The sequence below is a fragment of the Amycolatopsis aidingensis genome, from assembly GCF_018885265.1.
Taxonomy (GTDB): Bacteria; Actinomycetota; Actinomycetes; order Mycobacteriales; family Pseudonocardiaceae; genus Amycolatopsis; species Amycolatopsis aidingensis.
On sequence record NZ_CP076538.1, the window covers coordinates 503,644 to 521,216 of the forward strand.

At 69.8% G+C, this 17,573-nt stretch carries 18 protein-coding genes; 11 read left to right on the forward strand and 7 right to left on the reverse strand.

Translation table 11 applies throughout. The annotated features are described in order from the left end of the window. The first annotated feature begins 5 nt into the window (after positions 1 to 5). On the forward strand, positions 6 to 434 hold the full coding sequence (locus KOI47_RS02475) for a hypothetical protein (protein WP_216213508.1): 429 nt from the start codon (positions 6 to 8) through the stop codon (positions 432 to 434). 4 nt (positions 435 to 438) lie between these two features. Here the strand turns inward: KOI47_RS02475 and KOI47_RS02480 are convergent, their stop codons facing one another. Then, on the reverse strand, positions 439 to 1,029 hold the full coding sequence (locus KOI47_RS02480; protein WP_216213512.1) for a nitroreductase family protein: 591 nt from the start codon (positions 1,027 to 1,029) through the stop codon (positions 439 to 441). 153 nt (positions 1,030 to 1,182) lie between these two features. Between KOI47_RS02480 and KOI47_RS02485 the strand changes: the two genes are divergently transcribed. From KOI47_RS02485 to KOI47_RS02505, 5 genes are all read left to right on the forward strand, one after another. Further along, positions 1,183 to 2,448 (forward strand): aspartate kinase, encoded by a 1,266-nt coding sequence (locus KOI47_RS02485; protein WP_216213514.1) that lies wholly within the window; start codon positions 1,183 to 1,185, stop codon positions 2,446 to 2,448. A gap of 2 nt (positions 2,449 to 2,450) precedes the next feature. Beyond that, complete coding sequence (locus KOI47_RS02490) at positions 2,451 to 3,515, forward strand: aspartate-semialdehyde dehydrogenase (RefSeq protein WP_216213517.1); 1,065 nt, start codon at positions 2,451 to 2,453, stop codon at positions 3,513 to 3,515. A 124-nt stretch (positions 3,516 to 3,639) separates the two neighbouring features. Beyond that, the gene (locus KOI47_RS02495) at positions 3,640 to 4,113 is read left to right on the forward strand and encodes a hypothetical protein (RefSeq protein ID WP_216213520.1); all 474 of its coding nucleotides are present in this window, start codon (positions 3,640 to 3,642) and stop codon (positions 4,111 to 4,113) included. A gap of 22 nt (positions 4,114 to 4,135) precedes the next feature. Then, positions 4,136 to 5,320 carry an RtcB family protein gene (locus KOI47_RS02500; RefSeq protein ID WP_216213523.1) on the forward strand — a complete coding sequence of 395 codons (1,185 nt, stop codon included), beginning with the start codon at positions 4,136 to 4,138 and terminating at the stop codon, positions 5,318 to 5,320. A gap of 22 nt (positions 5,321 to 5,342) precedes the next feature. Beyond that, a complete protein-coding gene (locus KOI47_RS02505) occupies positions 5,343 to 5,765 on the forward strand; it encodes a hypothetical protein (RefSeq protein WP_216213526.1) in 423 nt (140 codons plus the stop codon). Here KOI47_RS02505 and KOI47_RS02510 read toward each other — a convergent pair. Next, positions 5,762 to 6,910 (reverse strand): glycosyltransferase family 9 protein, encoded by a 1,149-nt coding sequence (locus tag KOI47_RS02510; protein ID WP_216213527.1) that lies wholly within the window; start codon positions 6,908 to 6,910, stop codon positions 5,762 to 5,764. The genes KOI47_RS02505 and KOI47_RS02510 overlap by 4 nt on opposite strands. Next, entirely contained in the window at positions 6,907 to 8,058 is a 1,152-nt protein-coding gene (locus KOI47_RS02515; RefSeq protein ID WP_216217030.1) for an MFS transporter, read from the reverse strand. The genes KOI47_RS02510 and KOI47_RS02515 overlap by 4 nt, the downstream gene beginning before the upstream one ends. Before the next feature lie 208 nt (positions 8,059 to 8,266). Here KOI47_RS02515 and KOI47_RS02520 point away from each other — a divergent pair, with 208 nt between their 5' ends. Further along, positions 8,267 to 8,872 (forward strand): acyl-CoA-like ligand-binding transcription factor, encoded by a 606-nt coding sequence (locus KOI47_RS02520; protein WP_216213529.1) that lies wholly within the window; start codon positions 8,267 to 8,269, stop codon positions 8,870 to 8,872. Here KOI47_RS02520 and KOI47_RS02525 read toward each other — a convergent pair. Then, positions 8,861 to 9,757 (reverse strand): alpha/beta hydrolase, encoded by an 897-nt coding sequence (locus tag KOI47_RS02525; protein ID WP_232376498.1) that lies wholly within the window; start codon positions 9,755 to 9,757, stop codon positions 8,861 to 8,863. The genes KOI47_RS02520 and KOI47_RS02525 overlap by 12 nt on opposite strands. Positions 9,758 to 9,876: 119 nt before the next feature. Here KOI47_RS02525 and KOI47_RS02530 point away from each other — a divergent pair, with 119 nt between their 5' ends. The 3 genes from KOI47_RS02530 (at position 9,877) to KOI47_RS02540 (ending at position 12,746) form a co-directional block, all read left to right on the forward strand. Next, complete coding sequence (locus KOI47_RS02530; RefSeq protein WP_216217032.1) at positions 9,877 to 10,335, forward strand: Fur family transcriptional regulator; 459 nt, start codon at positions 9,877 to 9,879, stop codon at positions 10,333 to 10,335. A 10-nt stretch (positions 10,336 to 10,345) separates the two neighbouring features. After that, positions 10,346 to 11,785, forward strand: coding sequence for a catalase (locus KOI47_RS02535; protein ID WP_216213530.1), 1,440 nt, complete (start codon positions 10,346 to 10,348; stop codon positions 11,783 to 11,785). Positions 11,786 to 12,236: 451 nt separating this feature from the next. Continuing rightward, positions 12,237 to 12,746: a hypothetical protein gene (locus tag KOI47_RS02540; RefSeq protein WP_216213532.1), complete on the forward strand. Its 510-nt coding sequence runs from the start codon at positions 12,237 to 12,239 to the stop codon at positions 12,744 to 12,746. A gap of 166 nt (positions 12,747 to 12,912) precedes the next feature. Here KOI47_RS02540 and KOI47_RS02545 read toward each other — a convergent pair whose 3' ends face one another. Together KOI47_RS02545 and KOI47_RS02550 are read right to left on the reverse strand one after the other, a co-directional pair. Further along, the gene (locus KOI47_RS02545) at positions 12,913 to 14,949 is read right to left on the reverse strand and encodes an oxygenase MpaB family protein (RefSeq protein WP_232376499.1); all 2,037 of its coding nucleotides are present in this window, start codon (positions 14,947 to 14,949) and stop codon (positions 12,913 to 12,915) included. Between the two features lie 119 nt (positions 14,950 to 15,068). Further along, positions 15,069 to 15,788 (reverse strand): alpha/beta fold hydrolase, encoded by a 720-nt coding sequence (locus tag KOI47_RS02550; protein ID WP_232376500.1) that lies wholly within the window; start codon positions 15,786 to 15,788, stop codon positions 15,069 to 15,071. Between the two features lie 80 nt (positions 15,789 to 15,868). Between KOI47_RS02550 and KOI47_RS02555 the strand changes: the two genes are divergently transcribed. After that, complete coding sequence (locus tag KOI47_RS02555; protein WP_232376501.1) at positions 15,869 to 16,462, forward strand: TetR/AcrR family transcriptional regulator; 594 nt, start codon at positions 15,869 to 15,871, stop codon at positions 16,460 to 16,462. 26 nt (positions 16,463 to 16,488) lie between these two features. On the opposite strand, the gene KOI47_RS02560 is transcribed toward KOI47_RS02555, so the two are convergent. Beyond that, a complete protein-coding gene (locus KOI47_RS02560; protein ID WP_216213534.1) occupies positions 16,489 to 17,547 on the reverse strand; it encodes an alpha/beta hydrolase in 1,059 nt (352 codons plus the stop codon). Between the last annotated feature and the right edge of the window lie 26 nt (positions 17,548 to 17,573).

A 17,573-nucleotide genomic window follows, 5' to 3' on the forward strand; every position in this document is an offset into this window, starting at 1 on the left:
CCTCCATGGCCGAGCACGCTCAGCAGCCCGACAACGAGGACGAGCCCACCAGGGCCATGCCAGCCGCCCAGCCGTCCACCCAGCGCAGGCAGGAGCCCGAACCCGCCCCGCCGCGCAAGGTCGACTGGCGCGCCGTGCGGGAGCGGGCGGCCGGCCTGATCGCGGGCATCGTGCGCTGGATCGGCCTGCTCTTCGCCCTGGTGCTGGTGCTGCACGTGGTCTTCGTGATCGGCGACGGCAACCCGGACAACGGCATCGTGTCCTTCGTGAACGATGTGTCCGACACCCTCGTGGTCGGGTTCAAGGACATGTTCACGCCCGAGGACGCCAAGCTGCGGGCGCTGGTCAACTACGGCATCGCCGCGGTGTTCTGGCTGGTCGTCTCCGCGATCCTGGCCCGGATCATCCGGCGGGTTGGCGGCGCCTCGCTGTAGCGCGTCAGAACGCCGGCGAGCCCCACTCGCCGGTGTAGGCGAACTCGGCCAGCGGGATGCGCTGCCGCGGTGCCCGCTCCCGCTCGATCTTGCGGTCCTCGCCAAGGAGCTCCGGCTCGGCCTGCGTACCCACCGCGATGGCGACCACCGGGCGCACGTCCTCGGGAAGGTCGAACTCGCGCCGGACCGCCTCGGCGTCGAAACCCGCCATCTGGTGCCCGATCAGGCCCTCGGCCACGGCCTGGAGCACCAGGTTCTGGCCGGCCAGCCCCACGGCGTACTCGCTGAGGGGTATCTCACCCTTCTCGTTGCGGGTGACGGCGCAGCCGACCAGCAGGACGCTCGCCCGGTGCGCCCAGCCCTGGTTGCCCTCGGCGAGGGTGCCGAGGATCCGGGTGAAGGTCTCGCCTGGGCGGCGGCCGAGCAGGAACCGGGCGGGCTGGGTGTTACCAGAGGACGGGGCCCAGCGGGCCGCCTCCAGCAGGGCGCGCAGCCTGCGGTCGTCGACCTCCGCCGTGGGGTCGAAGGCGCGCGGGCTCCATCGCCGGGCGATCAGGTCGTGCACCGGCACGCTGGTTTCGGCGATCTTGTCCATACCCACATGATTTCATTCCCCCGGAAGTGGCCGACGCCACACGGTGAGATGGTGCCGAAACCTGCCGAAGGTAGGCTTTCTGACTAATCAAGTGGGACGCGAAGCCCCCGGCAGCTGGGAGTGGCCCGTCCCAGTGAGGGAGGTTCGAGCGAAGTGGCGCTCGTGGTCCAGAAGTACGGCGGTTCGTCGTTGGAGAGCGCTGACCGCATCAAGCGCGTGGCCGAACGGATCGTGGCCACGAAGAAGGCCGGCAACGAGGTGGTCGTGGTCTGCTCGGCCATGGGCGACACGACCGACGAGCTGCTGGAGCTGGCCGAGCAGGTCAACCCGGTGCCGCCGGAGCGCGAGATGGACATGCTGCTCACCGCCGGTGAGCGGATCTCCAACGCGCTGGTCGCGATGGCGATCTCGGCGCACGGCGCGGAGGCCTGGTCGTTCACCGGCTCGCAGGCGGGCGTGGTCACTACCTCGGTGCACGGCAACGCCCGGATCATCGACGTGACCCCGAGCCGGGTCACCGAGGCGCTGGAACAGGGATATATCGCGCTGGTGGCCGGTTTCCAGGGCGTCGCACAGGACACTAAGGACATCACCACACTCGGCCGCGGCGGGTCCGACGCCACCGCGGTGGCGCTGGCCGCCGCGCTGAACGCCGACGCCTGCGAGATCTACTCCGACGTCGACGGCGTCTACACCGCGGACCCGCGGATCGTGCCGAACGCGCGCAAGCTGGACACCGTGCCGTACGAGGAGATGCTCGAGCTCGCGGCCTCCGGCGCCAAGGTGCTGATGCTGCGCTGCGTGGAGTACGCCCGGCGTTACGGCGTGCCGATCCGTGTCCGCTCTTCCTACAGTGACAAGCCGGGTACGACGGTTGCCGGCTCGATTGAGGAGATCCCCGTGGAACAAGCGTTGATCACCGGTGTCGCACACGACCGGTCCGAAGCCAAGATCACGGTGACCGGAGTCCCGGACCACGCCGGTGCCGCGGCGCAGATCTTCCGGGTGGTCGCCGATGCCGAGATCGACATCGACATGGTGCTGCAGAACATCTCCAACACCAGCTCCGGCCGCACCGACATCACCTTCACCCTTTCCAAGGCCAACGGCCCGAAGGCGGTCGAGGAGCTGGAGGCGATCAAGGAGGAGCTGGACTTCACCGCCGTGCTCTACGACGACCACGTCGGGAAGGTCTCGCTGGTCGGTGCCGGCATGCGCTCGCACCCCGGGGTGACGGCCTCGTTCTGCGAGGCGCTGGCCAAGGCCGGGGTGAACATCGAGATCATCAACACCTCGGAGATCCGGATCTCGGTGCTGATCAGGGACGCGCAGGTGGACGACGCCGTGCGCGCGATCCACGAGGCATTCGAACTCGGCGGTGACGAAGAAGCCGTCGTCTACGCAGGGAGTGGACGCTGACAATGGCCCCCACCTTGGCTCTGGTCGGTGCGACCGGCGCGGTCGGCACCGTCATGATCGACATCATCAACAACCGCGAATCCGTGCCCTGGGGCGAGATCCGGCTGATCGCCTCGCCTCGCTCCGCGGGCAAGAAGATCACCGTGCGCGGCGAGGAGCGGACCGTGGTCGCGCTCTCGGCCGAGGCTTTCGACGGCGTGGACATCGCGATGTTCGACGTTCCGGACGAGATCTCGGCGGAGTGGGCGCCGGTCGCGGTGGCCCGCGGCGCGGTCGCGGTGGACAACTCCGGCGCCTTCCGGATGGACGACGAGGTGCCACTGGTGGTGCCCGAGGTCAACCCGGACAAGATCGCCGACCGTCCAAAGGGGATCATCGCGAACCCCAACTGCACAACGCTTTCCATGATGGCCGCCCTCGGCGCGCTGCACCGGGAGTTCCAGCTGACCGAGCTGGTGGTCGCGTCCTACCAGGCGGCCTCCGGCGCCGGTCAGGAAGGCATCGACCAGCTGTACGGCGAGCTGGACGCGGTGGCCGGCAAGGGGCTCGGCGCTCGCGCGGGCGACGTCCGGGCAGCGGTCGAGGCGGCCGGTCTTTCCCTCGCCGACTCCCCGTTCGCCGGTGCGCCGCTGGCGCTGAACGTGGTTCCCGCAGCCGGTTCCTACAAGGGGGACGGCTGGTTCTCCGAGGAACTCAAGGTACGCAACGAGTCCCGCAAGATCCTGGGCATCCCGGACCTCAAGGTGTCCGCCACCTGCGTGCGGGTCCCGGTGGTCACCACACACTCGCTCGCCGTGCACGCCACCTTCGCCCGCGAGGTGACCGTGGAGTCCGCGCACAAGGTGTTCGGGGCGCAGCAGTCCATTGTGCTCATCGACGAGCCGGAACACGGCCGGTTCCCGACCCCGGCCGATGTCGTCGGCGGCGACCCGACCTACGTCGGCAGGGTGCGGCAGGCCATGGACTTCCCGGACACGCTGGACTTCTTCGTCTGCGGGGACAACCTGCGCAAGGGCGCCGCGCTGAACACCTATGAGGTCGCCGAGAAGCTGGCCGCCGAGTTCTGAACCCGCTCCCGCTGAGGGTTTGCTGAGAGGCCGATCGGGTACCGCTTGACCGAGGGCAGGCCCGGGTGTTTCATAACGGTGTTGTGAAACACCCGGGTGCGCCGCTCGTGGAGAGGTTCCGATCATGCACACGCTCAGTCTCAGCCCGCATTCCCGCCGGATCGCGGGCGTCCTGCTGCTCAGCCTCGTCGGTGTCGAGTTCGGCGGGCTGTTCATGACCAGGGTGGTCACCGGTGGCGTGGCCACCACCGAGTTCCAGCAGTCCTTCTTCCGCGCCGGGCACGCGCATGCCGGCATGCTGGTCACGCTCGGTCTGGTCGGCCTGCTGATGGCCGACGCCGCCGGGCTGCACGGGCGGCTGGGACTGCTGGCCCGGCTCGGCATTCCGGCGGCCGCGATCCTGATGCCAGCCGGATTCTTCTTCTCCGCCATGGGTTCCGGCGCCACGGAACCGAACGGGCTGATCGTGCTGCTCGGCATCGGTGGGGCCAGCCTGGCCGCCGGGGTGATCACCCTCGGCCTCGGCCTGCTGTGGCGACGCGGGCAGGCAAAACCAGTTGAGTACGCGCCAGGCACACGGGATTCTCTTGTGACGTAAAGCGGACCACCGAGGGGAGATCATGCACACGGTCGAGGGCGCACGGGTACCGATCAGGATGTGGGCCGACCCGCATTCGGTCGAGGACCTCGCGCTGCGCCAGCTGCACAATGTCGCGAACCTGCCCTGGGTACATGGGCTGGCCGTGATGCCGGACGTGCACTACGGCAAGGGTGCGACCGTGGGCAGCGTCATCGCGATGCGGGACGCCGTGTCGCCATCGGCCGTCGGGGTGGACATCGGCTGCGGGATGAGCGCGGTGCGCACCTCGCTGTACGCCAAGGACCTTCCGGACGACCTCGGCGGGCTGCGCGGCCGGATCGAGCAGCGCGTCCCGGTCGGGTTCCGGATGCACAAGAACCCGGTGAACCCGGCGCGGGTGCACGGGGTCGGCGGCTGGGACCGGTTCTGGGCCGGTTTCGACCACCTGCACGCGGGCGTGCGCGGGCTGCGTGGCAGGGCGCGTGCGCAGCTGGGCAGCCTCGGCGGCGGCAACCACTTCATCGAGGTCTGCCTCGAGCAGGGCGGGGACGCGGGCCGGGTGTGGCTGATGCTGCACTCCGGTTCCCGCAACATCGGCAAGGAACTGGCCGAGCGGCACATCGAGGTGGCGCGCAGGCTGCCGCACAACGCCGACCTGCCGGACCGCGACCTCGCCGTGTTCGTTTCCGGGACCCCGGAGATGGCGGCCTACCGCAGGGACCTGTTCTGGGCCCAGGAGTACGCCGCGCGCAACCGGGCCACCATGGTGGCGCTGATCAAGCAGGCGCTGGCGGACACCGTGCCCGGCGTCCGGTTCGACGACGCGATCAGCTGCCATCACAACTACGTTTCCGAGGAGACCTACGACGGCGTGGACCTGCTGGTCACCCGCAAGGGCGCGATCCGGGCCGGCGCGGGCGAACTCGGGATCATCCCGGGCAGCATGGGTACCGGCTCCTACATCGTGCGCGGGCTGGGCAACGAGCGCTCCTTCCAGTCGGCCGCGCACGGTGCGGGCAGGCGGATGTCCCGGAACCAGGCGCGCAGGACGTTCACCGCCGAGGACCTCGTCGCGCAGACCAGCGGGGTGGAGTGCCGCAAGGACAAGGGCGTTGTGGACGAGATCCCGTCGGCGTACAAGGACATCGGTTCGGTGATCGCCGCGCAGCAGGATCTGGTCGAGGTGGTCGCACATCTCAAGCAGGTGGTGTGTGTCAAAGGGTGAGCCGCCCCGGTAGCGTGGTGGCATGACGGGACGAAACGGGAAAATCCGGGCGGCGGCAGGCCTGTTCGCGCTGCTGTGCCTGCCGCTCGCCGGGTGCGGCGAGGACCTCGGCGCTGCGGTCGACGGCGCCGATCAGGCCATCGACCAGGCGCAGGGTGCCATGGACAAGGCCGGGGCCTGCTCCGAGGCACTCGGGATCACCGCCGACTTCAACCCCGAGGTTCCGGACCCGCAGCAACTGCAGGCCGAGGCCGGGGAGAAGGCGAACCGGCTGCAGGAGCTTGGCAACCAGGTCGCGGACGCCAACCTGCGCGAATCGCTGCTCGCCATGGCGGACGGCTATGTGGAGATCGAGCAGGCCAAGGCCGACCAGCTGGCCAATATGAACGACTGGATCCGCAAGCAGTCGGAGAACCTGGAGAACCTGCGCCAGATCTGCCTCTAGGGTTTCCGCACGTCCTGGGGCAGGTACGGCAGGTGGGTGTCGTCGATGGAGTAGATCCACTCGGCGTGGCCGTCGTACAGGCGGACCAGCCTGCGGAAGTGATCCCGCATCGCGGTGTCGTAATCCCAGCTGCCCTCGATGATCCGTGCGGTCGCTTCGACCAATTCGCCGGTATCCGACTCGATGCGCGCGCGGGACATGCTGGGCGCACGCGGGCCGTCATCGGAAACCGGTTCGGGGTCCGGTTCGAACAGGTTGTAGCAGGGGAACCGCTCGATATCGGGTAGCACCGAGTAGAACGGCACCCCCGGGTTGAAGTAGTACTCCGGCCATTTGTTGCCGGCCAGAATCACCCAGGGGGTGCCGACCGCGACGGCGGCCATGCCGAAGCCGCTGTGCGGGGATACCAGCACATCGCATTGCCGCACCATGGCCAGTTGGTCGGCGAGCGGCAGGTCGATCGCCGCCACGCAGGACGGCACCGCCGCGCGCAACTCCTCGAACTCCGCGCGGGAGAAGGTGCTGCGCGTCCTGCCGTCCTCGGCCAGCTTGCCGAGCAGGCAGAAGACGGCATCCGGGAACCGGGCCGCAAGCGCACCGAGAACCCGCTGCCAGGAACGGGCCGAGGGGTACAGCGAGCGGTCGGCGCTGCCGCCTGGCAGCACGGCGATCCGCGGCGCGGCGGAGGGCAGGGCGGCCGCGGCGGCGGCCATCGCGGATGCTGGTGGGCGCAGCTCCAACCGGGAACCGGGCTGGTAGCTCGGTCCGCCCGGCACCCGGATCGGACGCCACCCGCGCGTCGGCTGGAAGTGCTCGCGTCCAAGGTCGTAGTACGCGGCGAGCCCGGGAAACAGCTCACGCTGCGGGTCCTGCCAGCCGCGCAGGTCGTCGACCACCCAGTCCCACTCCCGCGGTATCCCGTCCAGCGCGGCCGGATTCGGCTGGAACACATCGATGGGAATGGGGTGGTGCTCCGCCACGAACGGTGCCCACTGGGCCAGTTCGGTGGCGGTCGCGTGATGCAGGGTGAGGCCGATCCGCCGGGCCGGATCGGCGCGGTGGTAGCCGAGGCAGTACTGCAAGGCCTCGACGGCGTGCCCGACCGGATGCGCGTAGACGAAGTTGACCAGCAGCGACTCGCTCACTTCCGCACAGTAGCTGCCACGGCAACCGCTTTTCCGGTCGCCGCACCGCGTTGCAGCAGCACCCCGCAGCCGGCGAGCAGCAGCCCGCCGACGCCGGCCGCGACGAAACCCACGGCCGCCGAGGAGTGGTCGATCACGAAGCCGACCGTGGGGTTGCCGAGGGCGATGCCGAGCCGGGTCGCGGAGTCCTGCATCCCCATGGCCTCGCCCCGGACGGCGGCTGGCGCCAGCACGCTGACCGACTCGGTGGTGGCCGCCAGGGTGGGCGCGCAGGCGAGGTTGGTCGGGATCAGCACGAGCGCGAGCAGCCACCAGGGTTCGTCGAACAGCCCGACCGGCAGCACCAGCACGGCGAGCAGGACCATCAGGGTGAGCTGGGAGAGCGAACGCCGCGCCGCCCCGTGGACCAGCCCGCCGACCAGGGAAGCCGCGCACATCACCGCGATCACCAGGCCGGTCAGTTGCACCTCACCGGACTCGCGCAGGGCGGCCAGCGCGGCGAGTTCGGTACCGATCAGCACGAACAGCGCACCGCAGGCGATCAGCAGGGTGGCGACCAGCCTGCCGCTCAGCCAGGAGCGGATCGGCGGCCGGACCCCGGTGGCCGCCTGCACCTCGCTGGTGGCCCGGATCGGCGGGTTCATCGCGTACAGCGCGATCCCGACCAGCGCGAAGGCCGCCCCGATACAGGTCAGGGCGAGGCCGGAGGACAGCTGGGTGGCCAGCGCGATCCCGGCGGCCGGGCCGATCATGAACGAGACCTCGACCGAGATGGTGTCCATGGAGAACGCCGCCCGCCTGCGCTCCGGCGGCACCAGCGCGGTGAGGATCTGCCTGGCGATCGACCCGGCCGGTACCGCGAGCATCCCGGCGGGAAACGCCGCGACCAGCAGTGCCAGGTACGGCAGGTGCGGGGTGCTCACCCAGTAGGTGCAGGAGACCAGCGCGCAGGCCGCGACCACCGGCCGCAGCCCGTGCCGGTCGATCATCCGGCCGAGCAGCGGCGCGCCCAGCGCGCTGCCCGCCATGGTCATGGTGCCCACCAGCCCGGCCGCGCCGTACCCGTGCCCGAGCGCGCTGACCACGTGCAGCGTGAGCGTGATGCCCATCGCCGTCATCGGCACCCGGGCGAAGAACATCAGCAGCATCGTGGTCGGCACCCGGGGCAGGCCGAGGACGTGGCGGAACGACTGCACGTTCCGAGGCAACCGCAACATGGTACGCGCGTGCAACTAATTTAGTCAGCTTGCCAGCTACCATGGCGACCCAGGGCGGTGGGCGCGCTGCTCGGCGTGCTGCTGGCGATGGTGTTCCTGCCCCGGCAGGCCGAGGATGGCGACCAGCGACAATCGACGCATGAGTCCGTCCCAGGGTGAGCAGCGGCCCGGTCTGCGGGAACGCAAGAAGGCCAGGACCAGGGCCGCCATCCAGGAGCACGCGCTGCGGCTGTTCCTGGAGCAGGGCTATGCGGCGACCACCATCGAGCAGATCGCCGAGGCCGCCGAGGTCTCGCAGAGCACCTTCTTCCGGTACTTCCCGACCAAGGAGGAGACCGTGCTCTACGACCGGCTGGACCCGGTGGCGATCGACTCCTTCGTCCGGCAGCCTGCCGAGCTGTCCCCGACCGCGGCCATGCGGGCCGCCGTGCACGAGGTGTTCGAGGGCCTCTCGGCCACCGAGTCCGAGCTGGAACGGGCTCGCCAGCGGCTGATCTTCGAGGTGCCCGAGCTGCGCACGGCGCTGTTCGACCAGTTCACCGACGGGATCCGGATACTGGCAGACGGTCTCACCAGGCGGCTCGGCCGCGCCCCGGAGGCCGCGGCCGTGCGGGCCTGGTCCGGCGCGATCGTCGGGGTAGTGGTCGCCGCCTTCGCCGCCGCGCTCGATGAGGGTTCGGCGGATGGCCTGATCGGCCACCTCGACGAGGCGCTCGGCTACCTCGAGCAGGGCCTACCGCTGTGAGTCCGGCAGCAGGTGCCTGCGCAGGAACTCGGTCTGGTCCGCCACCGCCCGCTCGAACCACTCGCCGAGGTAGATGTCGAAATGCCCGATCGGGTAGCGCTTGATCTCGCCGCGCGGGGCTTTGCGCGCGTGCCGCACGGTGTTCTCCGCGGGGCAAAGGCTGTCCCGGTCGGTGACGCACCACAGCGCGGGGCAGCGCACCGCGCCCGCCTTGCGCCCTGGCCGGTAGAACGGCACCCGCAGCCCGACCCTGGCGGCCACCCGGTTGCGCCAGTTCGTCTCGGCCGGCACCAGCGCCTCCATCCCTGGCTTCGCGTCCGGGGTGGTCATCATCCCGGACGCGCCCGGCGCGGCCACAGCGGGAACGTAGTGCGGTTGCCGCCCGGCCAGCGCCCCGAGCTGGTCCAGCAGGGCGTGCCCGGTCAGCCGTAGCGCGGGCAGCGGCCCGATCCGGCGCACCGTGGCCAGCCCGTCGGAGAAGGGGCACTGCGCCACCACCGCGGCGATCCGTGGGTCCTCGGCGGCCACGGTCACCACGTGGCCGCCGGAGTAGGAGGAGCCGAACAGGGCGATCCGGGCGGGGTCCACCCAGTCCAGGCTCCTGGCGTAGGCCACGGCGTGGTGCCAGTCATGCAGCTGGCAGGTGATGTCCAGCAACTGGCGCGGCTGCCCGCCGCTGGCACCGAAGAAGCGGTAGTCGAACAGCAGCACGCCGAGCCCGGCCGCGTGGAACCGTTCGGCGTAGGCGTCCAGCCGCAACTCCCTGGTGCCGGAGAATCCGTGCGCCAGCACCACCAGCGGGTGCGGGCCGGTGCCTGCCGGCCGGTACAGCCAGGCCGCGCAGTCGACGCCTGCGGAGGGGAAGGTGACCTCGGTCCGGTCCACGGGCACCACCTTTCGGGGTTACCTACTACTGGGTAAGCCTAGCTGGAGCTGGGCGCCATCCCCCGACCCGGCGAGTTTTCTTGACCCATTCCAGAAAACTCGGCAGGCTGGGCGTTGTCATGGCACACCAGGACCATCCCGTGCGGGAGCGCCTCAAAGCGGCCGGGCTACGTGTCACCGCGCCGCGGGTCGCCGTGCTCGAATGGCTCGCGGGCCACCCGCACACCACCGCCGACCAGGTCGCGGTGGGCGCACGCGAACTACTCGGCTCGGTATCCACCCAGGCCGTCTACGACGTGCTCGGCGCCTGCGCGGGGGCCGGACTGGTGCGCAAGATCGAGCCGGCCGGGCATCCGGCGCGGTTCGAGACGAGAACCGGAGACAACCATCACCACCTGGTCTGCCGCGGCTGTGGGCGTACCGAGGACGTCGACTGCGTGCACGGCCCGGCGCCCTGCCTGAGCCCTTCGGAGCAGGCGGGCTTCGCGGTGGACGAGGCGGAGGTGGTGTTTTGGGGTCTATGTCCCGACTGTGCGGCGGCCGCGCGTAACGCGACCGCGCGCGTCCACCACGACTAGGAGGAACGGCGTGACCAAGCCGACCACCAACAACGTCGGCATCCCGGTCGCCAGCGACGACGACTCGCTGACGCTGGGAGCCAATGGCCCGATCCTGCTGCAGGACCACTACCTGATCGAGAAGAACGCGCAGTTCAACCGGGAACGGGTGCCGGAGCGCGTGGTGCACGCGAAGGGCGGCGGTGCCTTCGGCTTCTTCGAGGTCACCGAGGACGTCAGCCAGTTCACCAAGGCCGACGTGTTCCAGCCCGGCAAGCGCACCGACACGCTGCTGCGGTTCTCCACCGTCGCCGGTGAGCTCGGCTCGCCGGACACCTGGCGGGATCCGCGCGGGTTCGCCCTCAAGTTCTACACCGAGCAGGGCAACTACGACATGGTCGGAAACAACACCCCGGTGTTCTTCATCCGGGACCCGATCAAGTTCCCGGACTTCATCCGCTCGCAGAAGCGCAGGGCGGACAACCACCTGCGGGACCACAACATGCAGTGGGACTTCTGGACCCTGCGCCCGGAGTCGGCCCACCAGGTGACCTGGCTGATGGGCGACCGGGGCATCCCGAAGACCTGGCGGCATATGAACGGGTACTCCTCGCACACCTACCTGTGGCAGAACGCCGCCGGGGAGAAGTTCTGGGTCAAGTACCACTTCAAGACCGACCAGGGCATCGACTACCTGCCGCAGGACGAGGCGGACCGGCTGGCCGGTGCGGACGGTGACCACCACATCCGGGACCTCTACGAGAGCATCAAGAGCGGCAACGAGCCGAGCTGGACGCTGTACGTGCAGGTCATGCCGCACGACGAGGCCGCGGACTACCGGTTCAATCCGTTCGACCTGACCAAGGTCTGGCCGCATGGTGACTACCCGCTGATCAAGGTCGGCAGGCTGGTGCTGAATCGCAACCCGGAGAACTACTTCGCCGAGATCGAGCAGGCCGCCTTCGAGCCGACCAACCTGGTGCCCGGCATCGGGCCCTCGCCGGACAAGATGCTGCTGGGCAGGCTGTTCGCCTACCCGGACACGCACCGCTACCGGATCGGCCCGAACTACACGCAGCTGCCGGTCAACGCGGCGAAGTCGCCGGTGCACACCTACTCCAAGGACGGCCCGATGCGCTACAGCAACCCGTCCGACCCGGTGTACGCGCCGAACTCCTACGACGGCCCGCACGCCGATCCCGCGCTGGCGGGGGAGACCGCCTCGGCCTATGGCGCCACCGGCGAGGTGCTGCGCGCGGCCTACAAGCAGCACGCCGAGGACGACGACTTCGGCCAGGCGGGCACGATGGTGCGCAAGGTGCTGAACGACGAGCAGCGGGAGCGCCTGGCGAACAACATCATCGGGCACGCCAGCAAGGGCGTCTCCCAGCCCGTGCTCGAGCGGGTCTTCGAGTACTGGCGGAACGTGGACAAGGCGCTCGGTGACAAGGTCGCGGACGCCTTCAAGTGACGACCTGCACCTGACGACCTCCCACCACGAGGCAACGGCGGCCCGGCCAGGCGGAAACGTCGGCCGGGCCGCCGTACTGTGCAGGTGGCTGGGCGTGTGACGGGAGGGAGCGTTGCGACAAACGTGGGGGACTGAACCACGGCGGGGTCCATTTGACACGCCAACACTACCGGGTGACCAAGGGAAACGATCACCGAATACCTCCCTGTGAGTTACCCGTCTGTTCTTTCGGGTGAGACAGTCACGCTGTGTACCTTCTGGCTGGAAATTCATGATCATCTGGGCGAAGGCGGCGCTCCGGTGTTCATCACTTGCGGGTATTTACCGGCTTCTCGAATTCATCACGTAAAGGGTGAGGAATGCGTCCGACCAAGTGACCGGCTGGTGACGGATGGACACGGTTGGTACGCATGACACCTGTCAGGTCTTTAAAGGGCCCAGGAGGTACGAAATGAAAGGCAAAATTGCCCGCTCAATAGCGGCGGTTGCCGTCGGCAGCCTGCTCGCGGTGGTTTCGGGCGGAGTAGCCGCGGCGAGCGTCCTCGACAACGGAAAGGGCTCGTCCAGCACCGAGGCGGCCGGGGCGCAGGTGCTCGAGCTGCGCGACGAGCTGACCAAGGTGGCGTACGCGGGCGATGTCCAGGCCACCCAGCGGGCGCTGGACGACCTAGACCCGTTGCTGACCGACCTCGCCGCTGGTCAGCGGTACGAGATCCAGGCCGACGCGATGGAGACGGCGGGCACGGCGGGGCAGTGGCGCACCGAGACGTCCGATGTGCTGTCCGGTAAGGCGGAGCCGCGCCAGGTGCCACCGGTGCCCGGCCTGCCCGAACTGCCCGACCCGTTGAGCATGATCACCGGTCTGCTGCAGAGCCTGCTGACGCTGCTGACCGATCTCATCAGCAGCCTGCTCGGCGGCGCCGTTCCGGAATTGCCCGTTCCCGAGGTGCCCGCACCCTGAGTGGCGGCAACTGACGACCAACTGAATGGGAGAGGGGAGCCGGAATCCGGTGTGGAATGAACTTCCACACCGGATTCCGTTATTCCGGCCGGCCGCCCCGTTGGCTGTTCGTCGCTGAGCAAACTCCACCTGCGATCAGAGGCGACACGTGGCCGGAGCCCGCTTGTCATTCGCGGGTGCCGAGGATGGGTTCGGATTCGGCCAGTCCGGTGTCGCTGGGTGTTTGGTGTTCGGTGAACACGCGTTGGTGCTGCTTGGCGCGTAGCTCCAGGTGGGCTTGTGCGGGGTTCGGGTAGCCGTAACGTTCACGTGCTCGGGCGGGGGCAAGCGTGTCGGGGACGGTGGGCGGAACACCGAGCAGCACCGGGGCCACCACCGGGGTGGTCGAAGGAGACAGCACGTGCAACGCCGCCAGCTGCAGCCAGCGACTGAGCCGGACCAGGCGGAAGGAGAGCCGCATGACCGGCACGATCAGCGCGTCCAGCAGGCCGCTCTGGCGGATGCCGGCCAGCTCGCGCATCCAGCGCGGCATGGCCGCGATGGTGGCGATGCGCAGGGCGGTGGTGATGCCAAGAGTCGCCGGCCAGTACACCGGAGGCAGCGGGGGCAGCATCACTTCGGCGTGTAGCAGGTGGTCCATGGTGGATCGGGCGACCTGCGAGCCGACCAGGTGCGGGCGCATCCGCTCGAAGTACGCCCGGACGCCCTCCCGGTCGCGGGGAACGTCGGCGGGATCGCAGGTCTGGAGTTCGGCCGCGGTGGCGCAGTCCGCCCAGTAGCGGGCTTCGTCTTGCGGGCTGAGCTTGCCGGGGCCGTATTTCTCGTAGGCATAGAGGATCGAGTGCCAGGCGGTCAGGTGGATCCACAGCTGCGAGTGGGGGTCGTTGGCGTCGTAGCGGGCTCCGCTGCCCGGCTCGACACCGATGGCCGTGGAGTGGACCTTGACCAGGATGTCTGCGGCTTTCATGGTGCTCCGGGTTCCGCCGAACGCGACCATCGCGAAGTACCGCAACGTGCGGTCGTAGCGGGTGCGCGGGCGGGTACGGATCTGCCCGGTGGCATCGACGGAAGCCACCAGCGCGGGGTCGAGCTCCTCGACCACGACCGCGCGCTGGAAACCCACGGTGAGCGAGGTCGGATAGGTCCAGACCTTCCAGGTGACCGAGCCGGGACCGAAGAAGCCGTGGTCGGCGTGTGGCGGGACCCTCGAGCGGGCGCCCCGCGCGAGCTCGCGCAGGCGCGCGGTCGAGGGCGGCACATCGGACTCGGCGCCGGTCACCACGCTCAGCACCGGCAGCACCACCCGCAACAGGCCAAGCAGCAGTAGACCGAGCGCGCCGGTGCCGAGCAGTACCGTCACGACCGCGAGGAAGACCCAAGCCGACGGCGAGTCCCAGTGCAGGTCCGTGGCGTGCCAGAGCACCCCGGCCAGCACGAGCACCCCGAACGCGACCAGCGCGGCCAGTCCGGCCGCGACGCGCCGCAGGTCACCCTCCACTGTGGCCTGCAGAATCAGCAAGCCCACGGTGACCATCAACACGCTCAGCTCGCGCAGGTCCAGCGTGCTCACCGGCCAGGGCCACCACGACAGGAACTCGCCGGGGCGAGCGAAGAACACCGCCCCGGCGAAGCACAGTCCCGTCGCCTCGATCCCGGCTATCACGCGCGTCCACACCGGCATTGGTGCGGTACGCGCGCTACTGTCGAGATCGTTGTCACGGCGCCGGGCGAACTGGGCAGGCAGCGTCAGCACCGCCAGCAGCGGCACCAGCCCGGCGACGAACACCCACAGGCCCGCGACCGGCACGCTGGCCGAGAACCCGGCGACGGCAACGGTGCGCGCCGGATTCAGGTCCCCGTCGTACAGGTTGATGGCCAGCAGGCTGCCGCCGGCGAGGACCAGCGGGGCGAAGCCGGCGATCCGGGCGTTGATCCAGCCCGGCTCCAATGCGGCCAGTACGAACAGCACGAAGGCCGCGCCGAAACCGGCGCCCACGGTGGTCGCGGTGAGCGGGTTCGCCACGGTCCACGCGAACCAGACATCGGTTGCGCCGCTGCCGAGGTACAGCGCGAGGAACGCCGCACCGCACACCAGCGCGACCGGCCCGAACAAGCCGCCGCGCACGGCCGGCGCCAGCGCCTTGCCCGGCGCCTCCGGCGCGCGTAACCGGCTTTCGGAGTACTTCGACGATGCTCCCGACACGTTCACGGCACCTCCCGGACGGCGGGTCGAGTGTCACACCGTAACCACGTGTCCCGGAAGCCGATCGACGCAACTCCTACCGGACGGCAGCATTATCTCGGAGTACGGCGTCACCACCGTCATAACTGCGGGACGCTTGATCGAGGCCACCACCCGGTGATGCCGGTGGCGATGGCTTCGGCCAGTGCCGTCGGCTGGTCCCGGGCAACGAGATGCCCGGCACCGCGGACAAGGGTCACCGTGGCGTGCGGAGCCAGGCGCAGCAACTGGTCGGCGTCGCCGCCGGTGATGGGTGACCCGCTGCCACGCACGAGCAGGACGGGCAGGTCGAGCTCCGCGGTGATCTGCCGCAACCGCGGGGCCTTGGCGATGACATCGCCGACCAGCTCGGGGTAGGCCCCGGACAGGCCATGAGCGGCGAGGAAGCCCCAGACCCGGTGCGGCTGGATGTCGGGCAGGACGTCCACCAGCACCAGACCCGCCACCCTCGCCCGCACCGCCGGATCCCCGAGGGCGGCGATCGCGGCGAGCCCGCCAAGCGAGGCGCCCACGACCACACACCCCGTCGGCTCGGCGTGCAGCATGGCGGCGACGTCGTCCGCGCAGGGCGCCAGCGCCTCCGCCCTGCCACCGCTGTCACCGTGGCCGCGCTGATCGAAAGCCACGCACCGAAACCCCGCCTCGACGAGGAACTCGATCACCGGCGTCCACACCCGACGCCGCTCACCACCGGCATGCAGCAGCAGGACGGTCGGCCCGATGCCGGCCTCCACGCCCCGCAGCACCACATCCGGGCGAGTGAGCCGCCGCGCCCGTGGCACGGTGCGGTTGTTCAGCACGGCAACACCCCAATTACCTTGGCTAGTCAAGGTAGGATACTTACCATCCTACTTTGACTTGTCAAGGTAAAGTCGCCGACATGACACGGACCCGGGTGCGCCGCCCTCCCGACGAGGCACGGCGCCTGATCCTGGAAACCGCCGAGAAGCTCCTCGCCGAAGGTGGCGTCGCCGCCGTCCAGGTCCGCACCATCGCCACCCGCATCGGCATGACCGACGCGGGGATCAACCACCACTTCGGCAACCGGGACCACCTCCTGCAAGCCCTGCTGCGCCACGGCGGCAGGAAGATCCGGGCCGGAGTGCAGGAGGTGCTGGAGTCCTGGCTCGACCACGGCACCGATCTCAGCGAGCTGATCCACGCCCTGGCGGCCTTCTACCGCCAGGGCTACGGCGAACTGGCCATGGCGCTACATGCCGCCGGCTGGCGGGACGAGGGATCGGGGATGCTCGACCCGGTCGTGCACGCGCTACACGCCCGGCGACCGAACCCCGCCGACGTTCCCATCGAGGACACCCGGCTCGCCGTCGCCGCCCTGCACCAGGCACTCGCCACCGAACCCCTGCACGGCACGGCCTTCCGCCGCAGCGCAGGCCTCACCGGCCCTGCCGACGCCACCCCCCAGCTCCGCTGGTGGACCACCCACCTCACGCAATCCCTCGGCCTCCGGTGAGGCAGGTCACGGCGGCGTCGTTGGGCTCAGCGTCCCGCGTTCCGGCTGAGGCCGACCTGTAACGCCCCGGCCGCCTCGGCGGTGGCCTCGGTGCAGCGGCGACCGAGGCCGAGGAAGTTCACGTACCCGTGGATCAGGTCCGGCTGCCGGACCAGCGCGACCCGCACCCCCGCCGCGGCCAGCTGCTCGGCGTAGGCCTCGCCCTCGTCCCGCAACGGGTCGAACCCTGCGGTGGCGATGTAGGCGGGCGGCAGCCCGCTCAGGTCCTCGGCCAGCAGCGGGGACACCGAGGGGTCGGTGCGCCGGTCCGGATCCGGGACGTAGCGGTCCATGAACCAGGTCATGGCCTCGTCGGTGAGGAAGAAGCCGGCGCCGAACAGCTCCCGGGAACGGCGGCGCACGCTGGCGTCCACCGCGGGGTAGATCAGCAGCTGGAAGGCAGGCGCCGGGCCACCCCTGCGGGTGGTGCGCAGCGCGACCACGGCGGCGAGGTTGCCGCCTGCGCTGTCCCCGCCGACCGCGATCCGGTCCTGGTCGGCACCGAGCTCGCTCGCCTTGGCGTGGGCGTAGTCGAAGGCTGCCAGCGCGTCCTCGACGGGCGCGGGGAAAGGGTGCTCCGGGGCCAGCCGGTACTCCACCGACAGCACCCGCACCTTGGCGTGCTTGGCCAGGAATCGCGCCGTGTTCTCGTGGCTGACCCGCGAACCGATCACCCAGCCGCCGCCGTGGTAGAAGACCAGCATCCCGGATCCCTCCGGCAGGCCCTCCGGGGTGTACAGGGTCGCGGGCAGGTCGCCGTGCTCGGCCGGGATGGTGACCTCCCTGCTGCCGACCGGCTGGATCGGCTTACCGCTGACCAGATGCCGCGCCTCGTCGATCGCCGTCCGCGAGCCGCGCACGCTGCGGCCGACCAGCTCGGTGCCGGACAGCTGCTGTAGGCGCAGCAGCAACTGCGCGTCCAGCGCCAGCTCCTGCCCGTCCAGGCGGATCGGCCTGCCCGCGATCAGCCTGCGCACCGGTCGCGGCAGGGTGTACAGCAGCTGGGCCGCGAGCGCCTGGACCCGGATCTGCAGCGGTATCGCCATTGCTCCTCCTCACCATGGACCGCCCC